Here is a 20,314-nt window from a genome sequence, read left to right as displayed (position 1 = left end):
CCGTGATCCATCCCAAAGGAGCCATTCTTGAAGCAGGACCCTTCCGTGGTTGAAACCCGGAAATCCGAACACGCCAGGCAATCCGGAGCCACCAGCCTTCGACCCGCCAAAATTCCCTGGCCCGGTTTGCTGGTCCTCGCAGCAGCGGGTTTCACAGCCGTCACCACCGAACTCCTGCCGTCGGGCTTGCTTCCCCAGATCAGCAGGGACCTTGGCGTGGAGGAATCCGCGGTAGGGTCGCTGACGGCAGCGTACGCAGCCATCATCGTCTTTACGGCTCTTCCCCTGTCCCGGCTACTGGGTGGGAGGATCCCCAGGAAGACGCTGCTGGTGGGCACAGTGCTTGCCTTCGCACTGAGCAACGTATTGCTGGCGCTAAGCCCGAACTTGGAAGTGGCTATCGCTGCCCGGTTGTTGGGTGGTATTGCCCACGGCATGTTGTGGTCCAGCATGGCCCCGTACGTGGCGCGCATCGTTCCGCCGCACTCAGTGGGCAAATCCATGGCCGTGGTGTTCAGCGGAACCAGCATCGCATTGGCCGTCGGTGCTCCTATCGGCACGTTGATGGGCACCATCATGACCTGGCGGGCCTCCTTTGTGGTGCTCGCCGGGGTTGGGGTCCTGTTGGCGTTGCTGGCGCTGTGGCTCCTCCCCGCCGCACACGACCCCGGAACCCACAAGACACCTTCGATCCGCGAAGCACTGAAACTTCCCGGCGTCATTGCCATCGCCACAGCCTGGCCGCTCATCCTCCTGGCACACTTCACGCTGTTCACCTACGTTGCCCCGTTCCTGCTCTCCTCGGGCCTGCCGGAGGCCTTCACCGGCCCTTCCCTGTCGATCGTCGGGGTCTCGGGTTTGGTGGGGATCTGGATTGCCGGTCTGACAGCGGATTCCCATCCACGGCGGTCGGTGATTGCCGCCGTCGGACTTCTTTTGCTCGCGTTCGCGCTACTGCCGCTCTTGGGCGGCACGTGGGTGGGCGTGACCGCCCTGCTGGTCATGTGGGGCGTGGCATTCGGCGCAATCGGCATCTACAACCAAGCCGCGATCCTGCTCGCGGGGGGTGAGCACAAGGACGCCGCCAACGGACTCACGGTTGTCACCATCCAGTTGGGCATCGCCGTGGGCGCAGCTTACGGGGCCTTGGCGTTGACCGCGGTTGGCGCGCAATTGGTACCGTTGGCGGCCGCGCTGCCCACCGCCATCGCATTGGCCATTATCATCGCCAGCAGGCGCGGCGGATATCCGGCCGGGCGACGCGAATCCGGGCGTCGTGAGAAGCGCCGTTAACATCTGCGAAACATCCCGGTCACGTGATCTTCACGAAGGTGCGTTTTCTGTAACTTGACTGCAACTTGTCCCTTCTGAGTCGGAAACATAGCTCACCGAATATTGATCGGGGGTTAGTGAAGGCCGGACCACACCGGCCATGTCTGATCAGAAGGGAACGCAGGTGGAGATCTCTGCGCAACACGTCTGGATGATGTTGTCATCGGCAATGGTGCTTTTCATGACTCCGGGCCTCGGCTTGTTTTACGGCGGTATGACCCGCGCCAAGGCAGCATTGAACATGATCATGATGAGCTTCATCTCCGCGGGAATCGTGGGCGTGGTGTGGGTGCTTTGGGGCTATTCCATGACCACCGGCGACGGTTTCCTGGGCCTGTTCGGCAATCCTTTTGCGCACTTTGGCCTGCAGGACCTCATGGGTTCGCCCGACCTCATCAAGGTGGGCTTCGCCGCAACCTTCGCGATCATCACCGTTGCCCTCATCAGCGGTGCCATTGCCGACCGGGCCAAATTCGGCGCCTGGGCGATCTTCGTTCCGATCTGGGTCACTGTGGTCTACTGCCCGCTGGCGTACATAATTTGGGGCGGCGGCCTGATGAGCGCCGGCGGCGCCCTCACCGAGATCTTCGGACAAGTGATTGACTTCGCTGGCGGCGCGGTTGTCGAGGTCAGTTCCGGTACCGCCGCTTTCGTCCTCGCCCTGATCGTGGGAAAGCGTCACGGATTCGCCAAAGACCCGAACCACCGTCCGCATAACGTCCCGTTCATCATGATCGGCGCAGCCATCCTCTGGTTCGGCTGGTTCGGGTTCAACGGCGGAGCTGCCGCCACGGCCGAGCAGGCAGGGCTCATCTGGGTCAACACCTTGGTCACCCCTGCAGCGGCAATGCTGAGCTGGCTCGTCACCGAAAAAATCCGCCACGGCCACCCGACATCGCTGGGCGCAGCTTCCGGTGTAGTCGCCGGACTTGTTGCAATCACCCCGTCCTGCGCCGACATCAGTCCGCTCGCGGCACTCGGGCTCGGCCTGGTAGCCGGTGCAGCCTGCGCGATCTTCGTGGACCTCAAGTACAAGTTTGGGTTCGACGATTCGCTTGACGTCGTAGGTGTGCACTTCGGCGCCGGCGTTATCGGGACCCTCTCCCTCGGCTTCCTCGCCCTTCCACACGACGGCGTTGGCGGTGGCCTCTTCTACGGCGGCGGCCCCCAGCAGCTCGTGGCGCAGACCGTTGCGGTCCTGCTCACCATCGCTTTGTCGGGCTTGGGCACGTGGGTGATCGGCCGGGCCATCCACAAGACCATCGGCTTCCGGGTGACCCACGAACACGAAGTCACGGGTGTCGACCTGACCCAGCACGCCGAGTCGGCCTACGAATTCGGCCTCACTCCCCACGGACACTTCCGTCAGCAGCAGTCGCACCTGTCGTCGTTGCTCAAGCGGAAGCCGGAGGCGCCTCCTGTTCAGGAAGCCAAGGAAGACAGCTTCGCCTAACGGCACCGGCACAGGAACAGAGCCCGACGACGGTACTTGCGTGCCGTCGTCGTCCTCTGTTGTGCGCGTGCTTGCCCAAGTAGGTCGCATTTGTGCGCGTTTTCACCGCTCAAAACGAGCTTAACTGCGACCTACTTGGGTTAGCCGCTACCCTCCCAGAGCCGTTGCCACCAGCTGCGTTTCGACGGCGGTTCCGGTTGCGTTTCGGGCGGGGCGGTGGAGGCACGGCTGTCACGCCACCGTTGCACTTCAAGGTCCACGTCGCGGAGCTTGGTTATCACCGGAGGGCCGCCCTGCAACTGCCGGCGGGCCTCGATGACGCGTTTGTTGAAATCCTCGACCGTGTCCCGGACCTGTTTCTCGGAGTAGAGCTGGTCCAACTTGGAATCGAGTTCTGCGTCCTCGGTTCTCAGGAGGATGGCCGGTGGGCCGAGGCCGCTGATCTGTTCACGCTGGATGAGTCCTTTGACCCACCAATCGGGGTCGTAGCCCTTTCCCAGCCCGGGGATTGGCTTGCCGGCGTACTTGAGGTTATCGAACTTGCCCTGGGCCATGGCCTCCCGCACCAGATAGTCCGCCCGGGCGGCCTCATTGACTTTGCGGCGCTTTTCCCGGAGGGCGTCGTCGGCATCGAGTTCCGCTCGTTCACGGGCGTCACCCACTGAACCCCGGCCTGCCCTGAGTTCAGCTGCCCGTTCCAGCCGGTGCCTTGCGTTGCCTTCGTTCTCCACGGACCGCACCGCCTTTCACGAGCTTGAGGTCCTTCTTTCAGTATTCCCCACGAAATGGCGCTCCAAACAGACTTAAGAGCGTGCGGCCACGACCTTCTTTGAAGCAGCAGACGCCCCGACGCGCCGTCCGGAACGGCGTGTCGGGGCGGGCTTCACAGCAAAGTAGGTCGTGGCGGAACACGTGCCCCGAGCGGGGACGAATCAGCGAACAGCCATGCTCGGATCCAGCTGCTCAATGCCCTCGGGTGTCACCAGGACCACCCGGGCTGTGCAGATGTCGTAGAACAATCCGGTGGCCTGCACGTCGCCGGACGCGAGGGCCGGACCTGTAACGGGGTGTTCTGCCAGCTTCTCCAGTTGAACGGCCACATTCACCATGCTCAACTGGTCCAGGCGGCTGTACCCTTCGGCAGCGGCGGCAAGGGCTACGGGATGTCCTTCCGTCAGTGCAAGATGGCTGGGACGGGCATGATCAAGCCAGGTGTGGAACCCGGTTCCCAAAGAAGGAGCAGCGCCCTCCGCGTCCGCCAAAACAGCTTTCATGGCGCCGCAGTTGGAGTGCCCGCACACCACAACCGAGTCCACGGACAAAGCCTTGACTGCGAAAGAAAGTGTGGAATCAATCGATGCGTCGTGATCGTCGCTGCAGACCACATTCCCGATGTTCCGCAGTGTCAGCAGATCCCCCGGACCGCTGCTGGTGATGAGGTTGGGGTTCACGCGCGAGTCCACGCAGGCTACGAACAGGGTGTCCGGGTTCTGCCCATCCGTGAGGTCCTGGACCAAGGGGCGGACCTTCTCTGCGTGGCGCCGGTGGTACTTGTCGATGCCCAGGAGGATTGACCGCGGCGGCGGCTGCCCGCCGGCGTCGTCCTCTTCCGGGGTGTGCACCACGGAAGGCGACGGCTGCCACGAAGTCCGGGGTGGCAACGGGAATTCCCGTGGTTCCTGGCGTTGGGGTGTGTTATCCGCGGCGTCCCGGAAGACCGTGGTGCCATGTTCCTCGATGGTGACCGTACCGCCGGTGGTGTGGTGCTGGCTCTGCCACGCAACCAACGCCTCCCGGAAGGCGTGGTCCAGGTAGTCGGCGTTGAGTTCAACCACCACGTCCTTGCCTTCGGGTACGGAATGAAGCACCCGGTTGAGGCGCGGCAGGGCAAAGAAGCTGCAGGAACCTTCGACGGTGATGCGCCATGGCAGGCCTTCGCTGACGGGAGTGTGGGCTTGGATACGGGCCCGCAGCACCCGCCACAGCACGCTCAGGGCGGCGAGGGCGAGGCCGATGATGACGCCTTCGAGCAAGTTCAGGAACACAACGCACACCAGTGTGACTGCGTACACCAAGAGGTCGCCCGTGCGGAGGCTGGTCTTGATGTCGGCGACCTTGATGAGCTTGGCCCCGATCACCAGCAGGAGGCCCGCAAGCACGGACAGCGGGATCAGCTGGATGAGGCCGGCGATCAGCGCAGAGAACACCAGGACCCAAAAACCGTGGAGGATGGCGGACGCCCGGCTGGCCGCGCCGGCTTCGACGTTAGTGGCGCTGCGGACGATCACGCCCGTGACGGGTAGCCCTCCGATCATGCCGGAAACCATGTTGGCCGATCCTTGGCCGATGAGCTCCCGGTTGAGGTTGGTCCGCGAACCCGTGTGCATTTTGTCAACGGCAACCGCGCTCAGCAGGGATTCAATGCTTGCGATCAGGGCAACCGTGATGACAGCCATCGCGGCCGCCCTCCACTTACCATCCGGAAGGCTCGGCAGGGCGATGGCGTCAAAAATCGAGCCGCTGAAACTGATGCGCGGGACGGCCGGCGCCACGGTGACGGACACCGCGGTGACAAGGACGACGGCGGCCAGCGGGCCGGGTATTTTTCGCGCCGCTGCGGGCAGGTACTTCCACGCGACGAGGATGCCTACCACCGAAAGGCCAAGCAGGGCGGAGTGGAGCTCGACGTTGGTGATGGCGGCCGGGAGTGCGGCCAGGTTCTCGACGGCGGATCCGGCGGCCTGGCCACCGAGGAGCACGTGAAGCTGCTGAAGGATGATGGTGATGCCGATTCCGGCGAGCATGGCCTTGACCACCACAGGCGACACCGCCAGCGCCGCGCGCCCAACCCGGCTAAGGCCCAGCAACAACTGCACGACGCCGGCAGCGGCAGTAATCGCGCATGTCACCTGCCAGCCGAACTCGTCTACCAGGCCGGCCACGACGACGGTCAGCCCGGCGGCGGGGCCGCTCACCTGCAGTACCGACCCACCGAGGGCCCCGGCCACAATGCCTCCGACGGCTGCGGCGATGAGGCCTGCCATGACAGGGGCCCCGGAAGCGGCGGCGATTCCGAGGGACAACGGGAGGGCTACAAGGAAGACAACCAGGGAGGCCGGGAGGTCGGCTCCAAGGTTGGAGAGGAAGCTGGGTTTGCTTTTGGCGTTGGGTCCCGGTGGGCTGTGGGCGTCTTTGGCTGCGGCGGTCTTCTGGATGTTTGGCATGGGATTTCCTTTGGCTCGGGAAGGGTGGACCTTCCCAGCGTAGAAAAGTTGTCATGCCAAGTGACAAGAGTTTGTGACAGGTGTGACAAAACCTGTGAATACGATGCTTCATACAGCGACAAAGGGGAACTTTTAGTGGGGGGAAGGGCGTTGGGGCACCTCGGCGGCCCTGAACTTTGTACCTAGTCCCTGCCCGGACCTGCGACTGATCCACGCTCGAGGGCAGCCTGCACTGCGGCGATCGCCGCGGCGGTGATGGCTTCCCGCTCTCCGGTTCCATCCACGCTCACCAGCAGGCCCCGCTCGGTGTACGAGGTGACCACGGCGTGTGTCTCGTCCCGATACAGCTCCAAACGACGCTTGATCACGCTCTCGGTGTCGTCGCTGCGGCCCTGTTCCTTGGCCCGCCGAAGCATTCGTGCCGCCAGCTCGTCATCGCCAACGGTCAGGGCGATCACCACGTCCACAGCGTGCCGGCCCGAACTCAGGAGCTCATCCAGCGCCAGCACTTGTGCAGCATTCCGGGGGTAGCCGTCCAGCAAGAACCCCGCTGCCGCATCCCCGTCCTGCAGGCGCAGGCGCAGCATCCCTGTGGTCACGTGATCCGGCACGAACTCGCCCTTGTCCATGTACTTGCCGGCTTCCGCCCCGAGCTCCGTCCTGCCCTTGACGTGCGCCCGAAAGAGATCGCCCGTGGATATGGCGGGAATCGAGAAGTGGCGTGCGATGTATTCGGCCTGGGTGCCCTTTCCTGATCCAGGAGGTCCCAAAATGATCAGTCGCGCCATGACACATGTCCGTTTCGAGAGGCGGCCGGGACTTTAAACGATACGCCGACGACGGCGGGAGGCTCCCGCCGTCGTCGGCTTTTCTTTGCGTCCGGTCCAGTCGTCAGGCGTTGGCGGGCTCCGCGAGGAGGGCATCGATCTGGCCGATGGCTTCGCGCAAGCCTTCCTCCATTCCCATCTCCGACATCTGCTGCAGTTGTTGCTCCGATTCGAAGTTGGACACGATGGTCATCCGGGTCCGCTCGCCTATCGGCTCAAGCTTCACAACGGCGTGCGAGACGCCATATTCGTCCATGGGAGCTCCTTGCTCGTCCGCGAAACCGTCGTCGAACTCGAGGCGGTCCGGCGCATTGATGGCGGTGAACTTCCACCATCCGCGGGGCTTCTCGCCCTCGGGTGTGGTCATGTAATAGGCAGCCTTGCCTCCGGCCGTGAACTCGTAGGTCTCGAAGGTAGCGGGATAATTGGGCGGGCCCCACCAGCGCTCCAGCTGGCGCGGATCCTCCCAGATCCTCCAAACGCGTTTGACGTCCGCATCGAACTCAGCAACAACGGTGAGGCTCAGGGCTTCAACGTCCTTGTCTACGCTGACAACAGTCATGGCAGATCCCTTTCATCATCTTCAGCGAGTATGTCGGCGATCCGGTCGGCACGCTGCCGCCAGATCATTTCGAATCGATCCAGCAGATGCCGGGCTTTCTGCAGTCCATCATGGTTTCCCCGCACGATCTGCTCCCTCCCGCGCTTCTCCTTGGTCACCAGGGAGGCCCGTTCCAGGACCGCAACATGTTTCTGCACGGCCGCGAAACTCATGGCATAGAGCGCAGCCAAGCCGGATACCGAGTACTCCCCCGCCGTCACCCTGGCTATGATGTCCCTTCGCGTGGCGTCTGCCAGGGCTTGGAACAGGCGGTCAAGGTCCGCATCGGGGGTGGTGTCTGCGTTGAGCTGATCTACAACCATTTGGTTGTACGATACTGCCGGAGGCTGGTAGTGTCAATGGATTTTGCGTAAGCTCCGGCGATCAGGAGCCGGACCGGGGATGCATGATCCGCATCTGGTCCCAGGTCCGCTCCGAGGCGGCAATGTTTTGGTTGGAGCGCTCCCGGTCCAGTGACGCGAGTTCCACGGCGATGGCCTGCACCGCTGCTACCGCACCTGTCAGGGACGGGAAGAACCCCGCGCCTTCCGTTGGCACGACGATCCGGTGCCGGGCGTGGACGGCAACGGGCGAGCCGGCACTGTCAGTGATGGAGACGATCGGCGCCCCGATGTTGTGGGCGATGTCGACGGCGCGGATAGTGCTGTCGTAGACCCTCCAGAGGCTGATCGCGATAACAAGGTCGTCAGCCTCCAGCCGGGCGATGGCATTGGTGAGCGCGGCGACGTCGGCATCGAGGAGCCTGACGTTGTAGCCGGCGATAATCGCGTTGTGCTCCAGCGCCTTTCCCGGAATGGCGTAACTGCCTGCGGCGACTATGAAGGTCTGCCGTGCACCCGCGATGGCTTTGGCGATTTGGTGGATCGTGTTGCCATCAAGCGTCCGCTCAAAGTGCGCCAGGTTGGCGCGGTCCGTGGATACCGCCGCCTGCGCCGGACTGCTGATGTGCCCGTTATGTTCCGCGGCCACTTCCACGGCACTGAGTGATGCGAGGAACCGGGAACGAAGCTCGAACTGGAAATCGGCCCAGCCTTTGAACCCCAGTGTTTGCGCCGTCCTGGTGACAGTGGAGGCGTTGGACGCGGCGGCCGCTGCGATGTCGCTAACTGAGCCGTAGGACGCGAGGCGCGGCTGCGAGCGCAGGATGCCCACCACTTGCATTTGCCTCGCGGCGAGCTTTCGACCCTGGACGCGGCTGTCGAGCCACTCGGTCAATGTTGACGAGTCGAAATCTTCTTCCACCTATTGACCTACCTCACACTTTGGTCGTACCTTCGATACATCGCATCTGCACAGACTTGTGCATATTCCTCAAAATGTACAACTTGGCCCACTTTGGCAGGAATCACCATGTCTCTCACCGCACGCTTGGATCGTCTGGCTCTCAGTCGACCACACTACAAGCTTCTCCTCATTGGAGGCCTAGGCTACTCATTCGACGGCATGGACGGCGCAGTGGTTGCGTTCCTGCTCCCTCGAATCCAGGAATTGTGGGGCCTCAGCAACGCCAGCCTGGGCCTTGTTGGCTCGGCTGCCCCGCTTGGGTTCTTCTTTGGCGCCATCCTCGCCGGCTGGATGGGCGACCGCTTCGGCCGCAAGAAGGTCATGCTCTGGGCCCTCGCGTTCTACTGCGTCATGTCGGTAGTGGCTGCCATGGCCCCAACCTTTGAAATCTTCCTGATTGCACGGATCTTTGCAGGCTTGGGCGCAGGCGCCGAGAGCGTGATCATCGCGCCGTTCCTGTCCGAGTTCATTCCGCCCAAGCGTCGTGGCTGGTTCATCGGCACCCTCGCCGGTTTCTTCTCCTTCGGCTTTGTGGGCGCCGCCTTGATCGGGCGCTTCGTTGTTCCGCTGGGAGACGATGGGTGGCGCTGGGCACAGGTCATCACCGCCGTTCCGATCCTCCTCCTGCTCTGGTGGCGACGCAGCCTCCCCGAATCACCGCGCTACCTGATCAGCCGCGGCCGGGTGGCCGAGGCAACCCAGGTGGTGGAACGCTTTGAACAGAGCGTCGTGAAAGCCACAGGCAAGGAACTCACTCCGCTCCCTCCTGCCCAAGAGGAAATCACCACCCACGAGCAGAAGATCAGCATCTGGAATGCCCTGAAGTTCATGTGGTCCAGGGCCATGCGCCGCCGCACAGCGGTCATCTGGCTGATCTGGTTTGTGATCACCTTCTCCTACTACGGCTTCTTCTCCTGGATTCCCACGCTGCTGGTTGGCCGCGGCATCACGGTGACCAAGAGCTTCGAGTACTCGATCATCATCTACCTGGCCCAGATTCCCGGCTATTTCTCGGCCGCCTGGCTCTGCGATCGGATCGACCGGAAGAACACCATCGCCCTCTACCTCGCAGGATCGGCCATCAGCGCTTTCTGGCTCAGCCAATCGAATGACTCCGGCATGATCCTCGCGGCTGCAGCCACCCTGTCCTTCTTCCTCAACGGCACCTACGCGGGTGTCTACGCGTACACTCCGGAACTGTTCCCCACGTGGATGCGCGCCACCGGCGTCGGGCTGGCGAGTGCCGTGGGTCGTATCGGCAGCATCCTGGCACCGTCCATCATCGGCATCTTCTCTGCAGCACTGGGCTTTGGGGGAGTGTTCACCATGACAACCGTGGTCCTGACCATCGGCGTCCTGGGCGTCGTGATCTTCGGAGCCTCCACTGCCGGCAAGTCGTTGGAGGACATCAACGCCCGCGCCGAACACGATCCGGCGCCCGTGGGACATGTTGGGACGGGCCGGAAATGAGCACGAATGACATCCAGACGGACGCAGTGTTCCACCGGATTCTCGATGACATGCAGCACGCCCCGGGAGTTATCCTTTTCACCGCGCTGCAATGGATACCGCAGCGGTCATCTCTGCGCCGTCTCTTCACCAACCATCCGAATGAGTACCCCGTGGGTGCCGAGAAAACGGTCGAGATCTCCCCGGGCTGGCTGGGAACGGTCATTGAGGACAAAAAGCCGTTCCTGGCCGCCGACCTGGCTGCCCTGCAGGAAGTGTTCACCGATTCCGAACTGATCCAGCAACTCGGTTGCGGCGCGGTCATAAACGTCCCCGTCCTCGACGAACACCGGAATGTGGTGGGCGTCCTTGCCCTGCTGGATGCCGAAGGCAACTACACCCACCACAGCGTGGAAACCGCCGTCGAGGTTGTCAACCGGCACCTAGCAGAACTCGTCCGGGCGTTTGCCGCCCACCCCACAGAAGAAGTCCACAACGTCCCAGCAAAGGACCTCACCTAAATGAGCACTACCCCGGAAACCCACCATGGCAGCACCCCGCTGGTCATCCGCAACGCAAGCGTCCTGGACGTCCAGGCGGGCACTTACTCCAGTGCCGACGTCGTAAGCGTTGCCGGGAAGATCACCAGCGTCGGGCCGGACGCCGAGGCACCCAACGGTGCCCGAATTATTGACGGCACGGGAAAGTTTGTCATTCCCGGACTCATCGACGCACACGTCCATGTGGTGGCGTCCAGCGCGGATTTCCGCTCGCTGACCTACACTCCCCCGTCCTACGTATACGCGCAGACGGCCCGGATCATGGGTCAGATGCTCCGCCGCGGTTTCACCACCGTGCGCGACCTGTCGGGGGCCGACTTCGGGCTGGCAATGGCGCAGCAGGAGGGGCTGCTCGAGGGGCCGAAGATCCACTTCTGCGGCCACGCGCTCAGCCAAACGGGCGGGCACGGCGACATGCGCTTGCCCGGCGAGGACCACGATCCCAACGGCCGCGGCTGCTGCGGGATCGGCCGCGTGGCCGACGGCGTGGACGCGGTTCGGGCGGCAGCGCGCGACGAGATCCGCAAGGGCGCCCACCACATTAAGATCATGGCGTCGGGCGGAGTTTCCTCCCCCACGGACCGCATCGATTCCACCCAGTACTCAATGGAGGAAATGCGGGCCGCGGTGGAGGAAGCGCAGGCTGCCAACCGCTACGTTGCCGCGCATGCCTACACTGCGCGGGCCATCAACCGGGCGCTGGAGGCCGGTGTCCGCTCGATCGAACACGGAAACCTGCTTGACGACGAAAGCCTCCGTCTCTTCCTCGAAAAGGACGCCTTCCTGGTGCCGACCCTCGTTACGTACTGGGCGCTGAAGGAGGAGGGCAAGGAGTTCGGGCTGTCAGAGGAGATGTGGGCCAAGGTGGACTCGGTCCTGGCCAGCGGCTTGGAAGCCATCGCCCGGGCTCACGAAGCCGGTGTCAAAATGGCTTTCGGCTCGGATCTGCTGGGCGGCATGCACCGCCACCAGAACGAGCAGTTCCGGCTGCTGGGCAAAGTCCAGCCTGCGATTGACGCCATCCGCTCGGCAACCACGACGGCGGCCCTGCTGCTCGAGCGGGAGGGTGAACTTGGTGTTATCGCACCTGGAGCGGACGCGGACATGCTGGTCCTGGGAGCCGACCCGGTGGCGGACATCGCCGTTTTGGCCGATATCTCCGAGCACCTTGAATACCTCATCCAGGACGGCCGGGTGGTTTCGTAGCCCTCTGGTTCCCGCACGGAAAGCTCGATACTGTAAGTATGCTGACAAGTTCCGTAGCGAGTCAGAGGAGGACATTGTGACCACGAAAGTGAACAAAACCATCCTGGTCAACGTTCCGGTAAGCACGGCCTACAGGCAGTGGACGCAGTTCGAGGAATTTCCGCACTTCATGGGTGGAGTTGAACGCGTGACACGGCTCAGCGATGACCGGCTGGAATGGGTTGCCGAGATCGCAGGCGTCCATCGGCGCTGGGAAGCGAAAATCGTGCAACAGGACCTGGACCGGGCAGTGGCTTGGGCCGCCGTGGAAGGCGCCAAGAACGCCGGCTGGGTGGACTTCAAGGAAGCGGGACCGGGCCAGACGTCCCTGCACCTCTCCCTTGAGTACGAGCCCCACGGCGTTCTGGAATTCCTTGGTGACAAGCTCCACGTGGTGGAGCGTCAGGCCGAGTCCGACCTGAAGAAGTTCAAGGAATACATCGAGAAGAAGGCCCCCGAAACGGACACGCCAACCACCATGGGGGCAGGAACGGCCGCGGCTTCCACCCCGATCGTCGATCCCGTCACCCACCCCTTCGACCAGACCAACGGCCTGGTGGACGTGGAAGGAGACTCCGACGAAACCGCCGACAGCGATACCTACAGTGCCGCTGAACGGAAAGAACGCGGCGAAGGCGGCCCCGGCTACATCCCGCCGATGGGCGGACTTCCGGGCCAGCGCTAGCTACCCGCCAACCGACAATGCCGCCCGGGTCACCGCGACCCGAGCGGCATCGTCGTGCCTTGGACCGGACGCTCGCTCACCGATGACCCCCAATCCGGCGACCCTCTCTCACCGATGACCCCCAATCCGGCGGCTCTCTCTCACCGATGACCCCCATTTCGGCGGCCCCCTCCCACCGGGTGAGCGAGCGTCCGGTCGGAGGGTGGTTTCCCAGGTTCGTGTGACGGTCCGTTGCACTGAGTTGAGCCGTATGTAGTCGGTTTAGGAGGGGGACGCAAGGACTTTGGAACCACGGAACGCCTCCGTAGTGTCATGCCATGCCGAAGCCTTCCGTGACCCGTCTATCAGTCCTTGACCTCAGCCCGGTGTCAGCCAACCAGACGGCCGGCGACGCTCTGCAAAGTACTCTCGGCTTGGCCGCAGCTACCGAAGCCGCCGGCTACTCCCGCCATTGTTAGCCGAGCACCACCTGAATGACGGCGCTGCAGGTTCCGCGCCACACGTCCTGGCCGGCCTTGTGGCATCGGCAACGAAGACCATCAGGGTTGGCACCACGGCCACAGTGCTGGGCAATTATCGGCCCCTCCACATCGCCGAGAGCATCGGAACCCTTGCTGCTGTGTTCCCTGACAGGCTGGATCTTGGTCGCACCGGCGTTTAGCGGGTCCCTCGCCGCGCGCTACGCCGACTAACCCTCTCGCGCCTATGACCCCAATCGGCCAGACCCTCTATCACCAAAATGCCCAACCGTGAGAGACCGTCCCCCACAAGGGGCTCATCGGTGAGAGACCGTCCCCCACAAGGGGCTCATCGGTGAGAGACCGTCCCCCACAAGGGGGTCATCGGTGAGCGAGGGTCCCCCACAAGGGGGTCATCGGTGAGAGACCGTCCCCCACAAGGGGGTCGTCGGTGAGAGACCGTCCCCCACAAGGGGGTCATCGGTGAGCGAGGGTCCGGCAGGAGGGGGCCGGGTGGTAGTGCCGGTACCTGTAAAGGAGGTCCCTCCTGCTCGGGGCGGATGCCGTCCAAGCGTTCGACGCTGTGGAGAAAGCCCAGCGCACGTAGCCTCGGCACTGGTTATACGGAGTAATGCGCAGCGTGTAATCGGTCACACTTGGGCGGTTTGGCTTGTCATCCCACTGGGCAGCATGAACCATGAAAGAGGGAATGCCTTTCCCATACAAGCTGAATCAGCAACCTCACCGACGAGGATGCGGCCCCCGGCGAAGAAGCTTGGGGCTGTCAAACAGCCTGAGTGAAAGTACTGACAATGACGACACATACTGACTCCATCACGCTGAAAATCTGGGACAAGACGGCAATCGAACACACCATCGATGCCGCCATCCGGGACCTGACCCCACGGGCAACTGCCGAGAACTGCGGCATCGCAGTTACGCTCAGCGGACCCAAGACCTTCACGGTCAGCTTGAGCCGCTAAGCAGCCCAAGCACAAAGCAAGAGGACGACGCCGGGACCTTCCCGCCGTCGTCCTCTTGCGTTTAGCGGTCCTTCCGGCTGCCCGCTGCCGCCGGTCCCTCGGTTTGGTGACGCCATTTTGGAAGTCCTGAGCAAACCTTGAGAATTCCTTGACTCTTTCCGTGCCCTGATCTTGCGTTCGCCTTGGAAATCTATGGGTGTCAGCACGCCGGGACAAACGGAAAGGACCGCCATGAACGCGCAAACCCTGCAGTCAGCCCCAGCGGTTACCATTTCCGAAAGGCGTCGGGCGGCCCACCGCGCTGCCGGTGGAGTCGTCACCGTCCTGGTTCCGGCGCACAACGAATCCGCCGGCATCACCGACACCCTGGTTTCCCTCCACAGCCAGACCCGCCGACCGGACCGCGTGATCGTGGTTGCTGACAACTGCACCGACGATACGGAAATCCTTGCGCTTGCCCAGGGCGCCGAGGTGATCCGGACCGTTGGCAACAAGGACAAGAAGGCGGGCGCGCTGAACTTCGCACTCAGCGAGCTTCTGCCGGACGCCGACCCCGAGGACCTGATTCTGGTCCAGGACGCCGACTCGCAACTCGCGCTCGACTTCATCGAGAACGCGACCGCCAACCTCCTCAAGGACCACATGCTCGGCGCTGTTGGCGGCGTCTTCAGCGGTGGACCCGGCGGAGGGTTTGTAGGGCACCTGCAGCGCAATGAATATGCACGTTACGCCCGGGACGTGAAACGCCTGCACGGCAAATGCCTGGTGGTTACCGGAACGGCTGCCCTGTTCAAGGTGAAGACGCTCCGCGACGTTGTTTCAGCCCGCTTGCAAGGATCCCTGCCTCCCGGGAACGGCAAGGGCGGCGTCTACGACACCTCGGTGCTGACCGAGGACAACGAACTGTCCTTTGCGCTGCTGACCCTCGGATACCGGATCGCGTCGCCGTCGAACTGCACGCTGGTCACGGAAGTCATGCCGACGTGGCGCGAGCTATGGGCTCAGCGCCTCCGGTGGAAGCGCGGTGCCGTGGAAAACTGCGTGCAGTACGGCTGGACCAAAGTCACCCGCGCCTACTGGGGACGCCAATTCCTTTCCATGATCGGTGTCCTGGTGACTCTGGCCTACATCGGCTCCATCATCTTCGCGCTTACCTCCGGAACTGGCCTGCACCTGCAGCCGTTCTGGATTGTCGTCACCGGCATCTTTGTTTTGGAACGCATCATCACGGTGCGCTTCAGAGGCTGGAAGTACATGCTTCTGGCCGCCACCATGTACGAAACCGTCATCGACGTCTTCCTCCAGGCTGTTCACGCAAAGGCCTATCTGGATGCCGCATTCAATCGCAAGAAAGTTTGGTAAAGCACTCGTGTACAACAACCCAGCAGGACAAGCAGCCGGAGCTTTCGCAGGAGCCACCGGCTCAGGAACGCTCGCTATGACCGGAGCAGGAGATCTCTTCTGGTTCGCGTTGGCTGCCTTCGCGATGCTGGCCCTGGGCCTCGCTGTCAAGCGGATCGTACCGGTCCGGGCACAGAAGAACTCCTAGCCTCCAAAACCCAGCAAGCCCGCAATTGTGTCGGTTACTTTCCCCAGCCCCACACAACGGCGGGCTTGCTGCTTGCCTAGCTCACAACGGCTGTGGCCGCCGAGTACTTGTTCACTGTTGTGTAGCCGGCTTTGGTGCCGGTGACCCGGACCTTCATGGTGTCGCCTTGGTCGGTTGCCACCAGGGTGTAGGTCTTGGCAGTCGCGCCGGAAATTGCGACGCCGGACCGGTACCACTGGTAGGTCAGCGTGGTTCCTGCGGTCCACGCTCCGGGATTTGCGGTCAGTGTGGAACCCACTGTAAGCGTCCCTGAAATCGTGGGCGTGGGAGCTACCAAGGTTCCCGCAGCAACCGTCGCCGTTGCCGCCGACTCTTTGGTGGCGGTTGCGTACCCGTTCTTGGTTCCCGTGACCCGCACCGTCAGCGTGGCGCCCTGGTCAGCCGCGGCCAGGACGTAGCTTGAAGCCGTGGCCCCTGAAATGGACGCACCGTTGCGATACCACTGATAGGCCAGGCTGGTTCCCGCTGTCCAAGTGCCCGGATTGGCCGTCAGAGTCTTGCCTACAGCAGCCGTTCCGGTGATGGTCGGTGTGGGTGCGGTGAGGGGGATGCCCGGGACGAAGGAGAAATCGCGGACGGTCACGGATTCGGGGGCTACGTGGGCTGGATCCCCGCCGCCGCCTCCGGTCACCCAGAGGTTGAAGTGTATCTGCTCGTTGGCCGGTACGGGAACCGTTGAGCCCTGCAGGACCGTTTGCTTCAGCAGCGTTCCGGAGTAGCCTTCGCCCGCAAACGTCTCAAAGGTGATCTTGCCCGGCTCCCACACCATGCGGTGGGTCAGGATGGGCGCGTTTGTCACACCGAACGTGACCGTGTTGTTGCCTTGGCCCGGAGGTTTGGTGGCATCAAACCAATAGCCGTGCCCTTGGGTCACCGGCCAGTCCTCGCCGTAAGCAGCCCCGCCACCCCAGGCGGACGCTTCGCAAAGATCGATCTCGGTGTATCCCGGAGCTGCGTTGGGATCGTAAGTGAAAAGGCACCCCCAGACCACTTCCTTTTGGAGGGAACTGATGTCCTTCTCCACGGTGGTGCTGTAGGTGCCGTAGCCGAAGCCTTCACGGGTGGACTGGAATTCCGCGCCGACGGGCGCGGACCCGGTTGGATTACTGAGGGAAAGTTTCACATGCCCGTTGGCATCGGGATTGCTGACGTTGTTGGGATCCCAGCTTCCGTTGTACATCGGCGCACCGCCCCAGAAGCGCTTCTGCCAGTTGAAGCCTTCCCACGAGAAGCTGCCCACCGGTCCAGGATCCTCTGCGGTCACGGTTGCCTTTTTTGCCGCATGGGACGGTCCAATTCCTGCAAACATCGACAGGCAGACCGCCGCAATGACGGCCAAACCCGTTACTTTTTTTCCCCCGATTGGAAGGAGCCTCTCTGACAATGCCATAGCTGTAGCCTCCGTTGATGCGCCCAGAATCGTCACCGACAACTGCCGGAGACCGACATTGACGTTCCACCCCCACGAGGAACGTGCAACTCCTCGATTATGAAATAAACAGGGTCCTGTCGGAAGCGAAATGGCCGACCAATATCACCGTTACGCCATCAATTGGATAACGGTGGTAACGGCTGGGGTACCCTAGGGCCTATCTGTCCGGCACCTTGACCTGGGAGATCACATCAGCATTCGCAGCGCAGGCATCCTTCTCTACAGGCGCACGTCCACGGCCGGCCTGGAGTTATGGATAGCCCACATGGGCGGCCCTTTTTGGGCCCACAAGGACGAACGCGCCTGGTCCATTCCCAAGGGTGAATTCCCCGAAGACGAGGACCCCCTGGTGGCAGCCAAACGGGAATTCACCGAAGAAATCGGAACTCCGCCACCACCGGTGGACTACGCGTTGCTGGGCGTTTTCCGGCAGCCGTCCGGCAAGCTCATCACCGCTTTCGCCGCGCGAGCAGACACCTTCCAACCCGACGAAATCGTCAGCAACACCTTCCCCATGGAATGGCCCAAGGGGTCGGGATCCATCAAGGAATTTCCCGAGATCGACAACGCCCGTTGGTTCGAGGAAGCCGTCGCACGGACCAAGCTCGTCAAAGGTCAGGTTCCCATTGTGGACGCGTTGGTACGGCATGTTGGTAGCTAGCCGCTCTTCCTCGCAACGAACTCCCTGATCCAGGCGACCGTCTCCGGATGATCCAAATGCAGTCCGTGGCCCGCACCAGGCACCCTCGCCAGGACCGAACGCCGGATGTGCTCCCGAAGCAGGGTGGCATTGGGCAGCGGCGTGAGCGCATCCTCCGTGCCGTGCAGAATCAAGGTCGGGGCCTGAATGGCGGCGAGGTGGGTCCACGCATCGTGTTCCCGGCTCGCCTTGAAGTGGCGGGCTTTGGCCCAGGCTGAGGCGCGGGAGGTGAAGAACGTGCGTGTTGCTTCAGGATTTTCCCTGACCCAGTCATTGCCAAAGAACAGCGGTGCCAGACGGGCAATGTCCCCGCTGACGAGCGCCTCCATGGCGACCTTGTCCGGAGACGTTCCTGCTGTTCGATCCGCCCACTTTCCTCCGCTGGTCGCGGCCAGGATCAAGGTCCGAACCTTCAGTGGGTAGTCGATGGCGAGCCACTGGCCTATTCGGCCGCCCATCGAATGGCCATACACGTGGGCTGCATCCACGCCTGCCGCGTTGAGGACCGCCGCCGCGTCATCCGCCATCAACCTCGTCGTGTATCGCTCCGCCTCCCCGCGCCCACTCCGTCCGATCCCCCGGTGATCGAAGCGGATGATTCGGAAGAAGCGGGACAGTAGTTCCGCCGTCGGGCCCCAACCCTCCATGGACGTCGCCTGGCCCGCGATCAACAGCATGGGTTCGCCGCTTCCGGACTCGGTCCACGCGAGTTCGGCGCCATCAGGGGCTACGGCAAAGTTCACCGTGCCACTGTATCGGGGCTACGTCCCCAGCACCGAAAGGCCCAAGGCGGCCGCTGTGAGTTGGCAGTGGCCGCCGTGGCTAACTAAGGAAGGGCTGAGTCATACCGTCTGACGACGAGATCCGACAGACTGAACGCCGGCTAGCACGTGCTCCGATAGCGCCGTCGTCGACTTGCTTTTGGCTCTTGGCCGGGCCGTGCGATCGGAGGCCGGGGAGGCTAGCGTTGAAGGATGACCGCTGAGTACAGGTACCCCGTGGAGGTGCTGCACCTTTTGGTGTCTCCGGCGCATGCCTACTTTGGCCGTGCACGGGAAGGGGCGGCCGACGTCCCCACCACAGATGCGGAGCAGGCCGAGTTGGTGACGGGCAAGGGGATCGTGGGCGACAGGTTCTTTGGGAAGGCCGCCCACATGGACGCCGCCGTAACCCTTTTCGCCGTTGAGGCCTTGGAATCGATGGCCGATGAACTGGGAGTTGGTCCGCTTGATCCCCTGTTGACCCGGCGGAATGTTGTGATTCGCGGGGCGGAGTTGGCGCCGTTGCTCGGGCACGAGTTTGTCATTGAGTCCGGCAAGGATTCAGTGCGCTTGAAGGCCGGCCGGGCTGCACACCCGTGCGCCTGGATGGACCAGGTACTGGCGCCGGGAGCGCATAAGGCCATGCGTGGTCGCGGAGGTATACGGTGCCAGGTGATCTCGGGCGGAATGCTGCATCGTGGGCCGGCGGTGCTGGTGAGCACGGTTCCTCTGGAACCAGCGAGTGCCGGGGAGGCCACTGTGCTGCGGCCTTCGAGGTTGCCCTAGCCAACGCCGGTGCCGCCACGACCTACATTGGGCTGCGTTGTGCTACAAATCAACCCAAAGAGGTTGGATTGTGGCTGCCTCAAGCTCAAAGTGCGTCGGGAAGGCACGCACCACAATAGTCAGGCTCCTGTCTTTTCGAGGTTGATCGGCATACCGTGGACTGGTGCATACGTTGAGCAAGCAAATCCAAAGCCTCGCGGGCCGGACTTTTGCTGGCGGATTCCGAATTATCAAAGCCATACGTCCTGTCCGCCCTACCCACCCCAAGGGGATACGGTTCACCGGAAGACTGGTGAGGGAAGCGGGGGCTGAATCAGGCATCCGCTGGATTGATGACAGCGGCAACTCCCCCGTGATCGCACGGCTTTCCCGCTCCATCGGACTGCCCGGGTTCCTCCCCGACATCCTCGGCCTCGCAATCAGGACTACGGAGCACGGTACGCCTTCGGATATCCTCCTGGCGTCCACTGGTCCCACAGGCCTGGGCAGGTTCATGCTGTACCCGCACCGAAACGCAGCAAAGGCTGTCTTTTCCAGCATGATGCCGTACAAAACAACATCCGGTCCCGTGCTACTCGCCGCCCGGACCATCGGTGGGCCCGAAATGCTGCCTGCCACGCCCGAAGCATTCCCGGCCTCGCTTCAGGACGGAACCTGGGTCCTTGAAATGCACTACGCCACTCCGTTGGGACCGTGGAACCGCTTCGGAACACTGACACTCACAGTGGACGGCCAGCCCCACGACACCGGTTTGCGCTTCGACCCTCTCCTCAATCCCCTACCCGGCGCGGGCACCTATGGCTGGACCCGCCGCCTGCGGGAACCCTCTTACACGGCAGCACGGCGCCCGAAGTAAAGCCCGCCTTCGGCAGGCATGTACCTTCGCGACCCTCTTTGAAGCCTT

The 20,314-nt window shown here is 62.9% G+C and carries 21 protein-coding genes; 13 read left to right on the top strand and 8 right to left on the bottom strand.

Annotation, left to right across the window (positions count from 1 at the left end; genetic code table 11):
• The first annotated feature begins 45 nt into the window (after positions 1 to 45).
• Positions 46 to 1,293: an MFS transporter gene (locus AB0N65_RS15460; protein ID WP_364163384.1), complete on the top strand. Its 1,248-nt coding sequence runs from the start codon at positions 46 to 48 to the stop codon at positions 1,291 to 1,293.
• Positions 1,294 to 1,432: 139 nt separating this feature from the next.
• Entirely contained in the window at positions 1,433 to 2,785 is a 1,353-nt protein-coding gene (locus AB0N65_RS15455; RefSeq protein WP_364163294.1) for an ammonium transporter, read from the top strand.
• Between the two features lie 140 nt (positions 2,786 to 2,925).
• On the opposite strand, the gene AB0N65_RS15450 is transcribed toward AB0N65_RS15455, so the two are convergent.
• From AB0N65_RS15450 to AB0N65_RS15425, 6 genes are all read right to left on the bottom strand, one after another.
• Positions 2,926 to 3,516, bottom strand: a complete 591-nt coding sequence (locus tag AB0N65_RS15450) for a DUF1992 domain-containing protein (protein WP_364163291.1) — start codon at positions 3,514 to 3,516, stop codon at positions 2,926 to 2,928.
• A gap of 201 nt (positions 3,517 to 3,717) precedes the next feature.
• Complete coding sequence (locus AB0N65_RS15445; protein WP_364163288.1) at positions 3,718 to 6,009, bottom strand: bifunctional SulP family inorganic anion transporter/carbonic anhydrase; 2,292 nt, start codon at positions 6,007 to 6,009, stop codon at positions 3,718 to 3,720.
• 182 nt (positions 6,010 to 6,191) lie between these two features.
• On the bottom strand, positions 6,192 to 6,797 hold the full coding sequence (locus tag AB0N65_RS15440; RefSeq protein WP_364163285.1) for an adenylate kinase: 606 nt from the start codon (positions 6,795 to 6,797) through the stop codon (positions 6,192 to 6,194).
• A 103-nt stretch (positions 6,798 to 6,900) separates the two neighbouring features.
• The gene (locus tag AB0N65_RS15435) at positions 6,901 to 7,398 is read right to left on the bottom strand and encodes an SRPBCC domain-containing protein (RefSeq protein ID WP_364163282.1); all 498 of its coding nucleotides are present in this window, start codon (positions 7,396 to 7,398) and stop codon (positions 6,901 to 6,903) included.
• Positions 7,395 to 7,760, bottom strand: a complete 366-nt coding sequence (locus AB0N65_RS15430; protein ID WP_364163279.1) for a metalloregulator ArsR/SmtB family transcription factor — start codon at positions 7,758 to 7,760, stop codon at positions 7,395 to 7,397. Before AB0N65_RS15430 ends, AB0N65_RS15435 begins: the two co-directional genes overlap by 4 nt.
• A 61-nt stretch (positions 7,761 to 7,821) precedes the next feature.
• Positions 7,822 to 8,700 carry a MurR/RpiR family transcriptional regulator gene (locus AB0N65_RS15425; protein ID WP_364163276.1) on the bottom strand — a complete coding sequence of 293 codons (879 nt, stop codon included), beginning with the start codon at positions 8,698 to 8,700 and terminating at the stop codon, positions 7,822 to 7,824.
• 108 nt (positions 8,701 to 8,808) lie between these two features.
• On the opposite strand from AB0N65_RS15425, the gene AB0N65_RS15420 reads away from it, so the two are divergent.
• From AB0N65_RS15420 to AB0N65_RS15385, 8 genes are all read left to right on the top strand, one after another.
• Entirely contained in the window at positions 8,809 to 10,212 is a 1,404-nt protein-coding gene (locus tag AB0N65_RS15420; RefSeq protein ID WP_364163273.1) for an MFS transporter, read from the top strand.
• The gene (locus tag AB0N65_RS15415; RefSeq protein ID WP_364163270.1) at positions 10,209 to 10,712 is read left to right on the top strand and encodes a GAF domain-containing protein; all 504 of its coding nucleotides are present in this window, start codon (positions 10,209 to 10,211) and stop codon (positions 10,710 to 10,712) included. The genes AB0N65_RS15420 and AB0N65_RS15415 overlap by 4 nt, the downstream gene beginning before the upstream one ends.
• Positions 10,713 to 11,957 carry an amidohydrolase family protein gene (locus tag AB0N65_RS15410; protein WP_364163267.1) on the top strand — a complete coding sequence of 415 codons (1,245 nt, stop codon included), beginning with the start codon at positions 10,713 to 10,715 and terminating at the stop codon, positions 11,955 to 11,957. It begins immediately after the preceding gene.
• A 76-nt stretch (positions 11,958 to 12,033) separates the two neighbouring features.
• Positions 12,034 to 12,681 carry an SRPBCC family protein gene (locus AB0N65_RS15405; RefSeq protein ID WP_364163264.1) on the top strand — a complete coding sequence of 216 codons (648 nt, stop codon included), beginning with the start codon at positions 12,034 to 12,036 and terminating at the stop codon, positions 12,679 to 12,681.
• A gap of 451 nt (positions 12,682 to 13,132) precedes the next feature.
• Positions 13,133 to 13,342, top strand: a complete 210-nt coding sequence (locus AB0N65_RS15400) for an LLM class flavin-dependent oxidoreductase (protein WP_364163261.1) — start codon at positions 13,133 to 13,135, stop codon at positions 13,340 to 13,342.
• A gap of 609 nt (positions 13,343 to 13,951) precedes the next feature.
• Entirely contained in the window at positions 13,952 to 14,122 is a 171-nt protein-coding gene (locus AB0N65_RS15395) for a hypothetical protein (protein ID WP_364163258.1), read from the top strand.
• 231 nt (positions 14,123 to 14,353) lie between these two features.
• Positions 14,354 to 15,484 carry a glycosyltransferase family 2 protein gene (locus tag AB0N65_RS15390; RefSeq protein WP_364163255.1) on the top strand — a complete coding sequence of 377 codons (1,131 nt, stop codon included), beginning with the start codon at positions 14,354 to 14,356 and terminating at the stop codon, positions 15,482 to 15,484.
• Positions 15,485 to 15,491: 7 nt separating this feature from the next.
• Positions 15,492 to 15,671, top strand: a complete 180-nt coding sequence (locus AB0N65_RS15385) for a hypothetical protein (RefSeq protein ID WP_364163252.1) — start codon at positions 15,492 to 15,494, stop codon at positions 15,669 to 15,671.
• Positions 15,672 to 15,747: 76 nt separating this feature from the next.
• Here the strand turns inward: AB0N65_RS15385 and AB0N65_RS15380 are convergent, their stop codons facing one another.
• Entirely contained in the window at positions 15,748 to 16,995 is a 1,248-nt protein-coding gene (locus AB0N65_RS15380; protein ID WP_364163249.1) for a hypothetical protein, read from the bottom strand.
• Positions 16,996 to 17,353: 358 nt separating this feature from the next.
• Here AB0N65_RS15380 and AB0N65_RS15375 point away from each other — a divergent pair, with 358 nt between their 5' ends.
• A complete protein-coding gene (locus tag AB0N65_RS15375; RefSeq protein ID WP_364163381.1) occupies positions 17,354 to 17,824 on the top strand; it encodes an NUDIX domain-containing protein in 471 nt (156 codons plus the stop codon).
• Here the strand turns inward: AB0N65_RS15375 and AB0N65_RS15370 are convergent.
• On the bottom strand, positions 17,821 to 18,606 hold the full coding sequence (locus AB0N65_RS15370) for an alpha/beta hydrolase (protein ID WP_364163246.1): 786 nt from the start codon (positions 18,604 to 18,606) through the stop codon (positions 17,821 to 17,823). The two genes, AB0N65_RS15375 and AB0N65_RS15370, sit on opposite strands and share 4 nt — an antisense overlap.
• Before the next feature lie 231 nt (positions 18,607 to 18,837).
• On the opposite strand from AB0N65_RS15370, the gene AB0N65_RS15365 reads away from it, so the two are divergent.
• Together AB0N65_RS15365 and AB0N65_RS15360 are read left to right on the top strand one after the other, a co-directional pair.
• Entirely contained in the window at positions 18,838 to 19,410 is a 573-nt protein-coding gene (locus AB0N65_RS15365) for an MOSC domain-containing protein (protein WP_364163243.1), read from the top strand.
• A 292-nt stretch (positions 19,411 to 19,702) separates the two neighbouring features.
• Positions 19,703 to 20,266, top strand: a complete 564-nt coding sequence (locus AB0N65_RS15360) for a hypothetical protein (RefSeq protein ID WP_364163240.1) — start codon at positions 19,703 to 19,705, stop codon at positions 20,264 to 20,266.
• Positions 20,267 to 20,314 lie beyond the last annotated feature (48 nt).

The organism is Paenarthrobacter sp. NPDC089322 (genome assembly GCF_040684895.1).
GTDB lineage: Bacteria > Actinomycetota > Actinomycetes > Actinomycetales > Micrococcaceae > Arthrobacter.
This window is presented reverse-complemented; position numbering and strand designations above follow the sequence as displayed.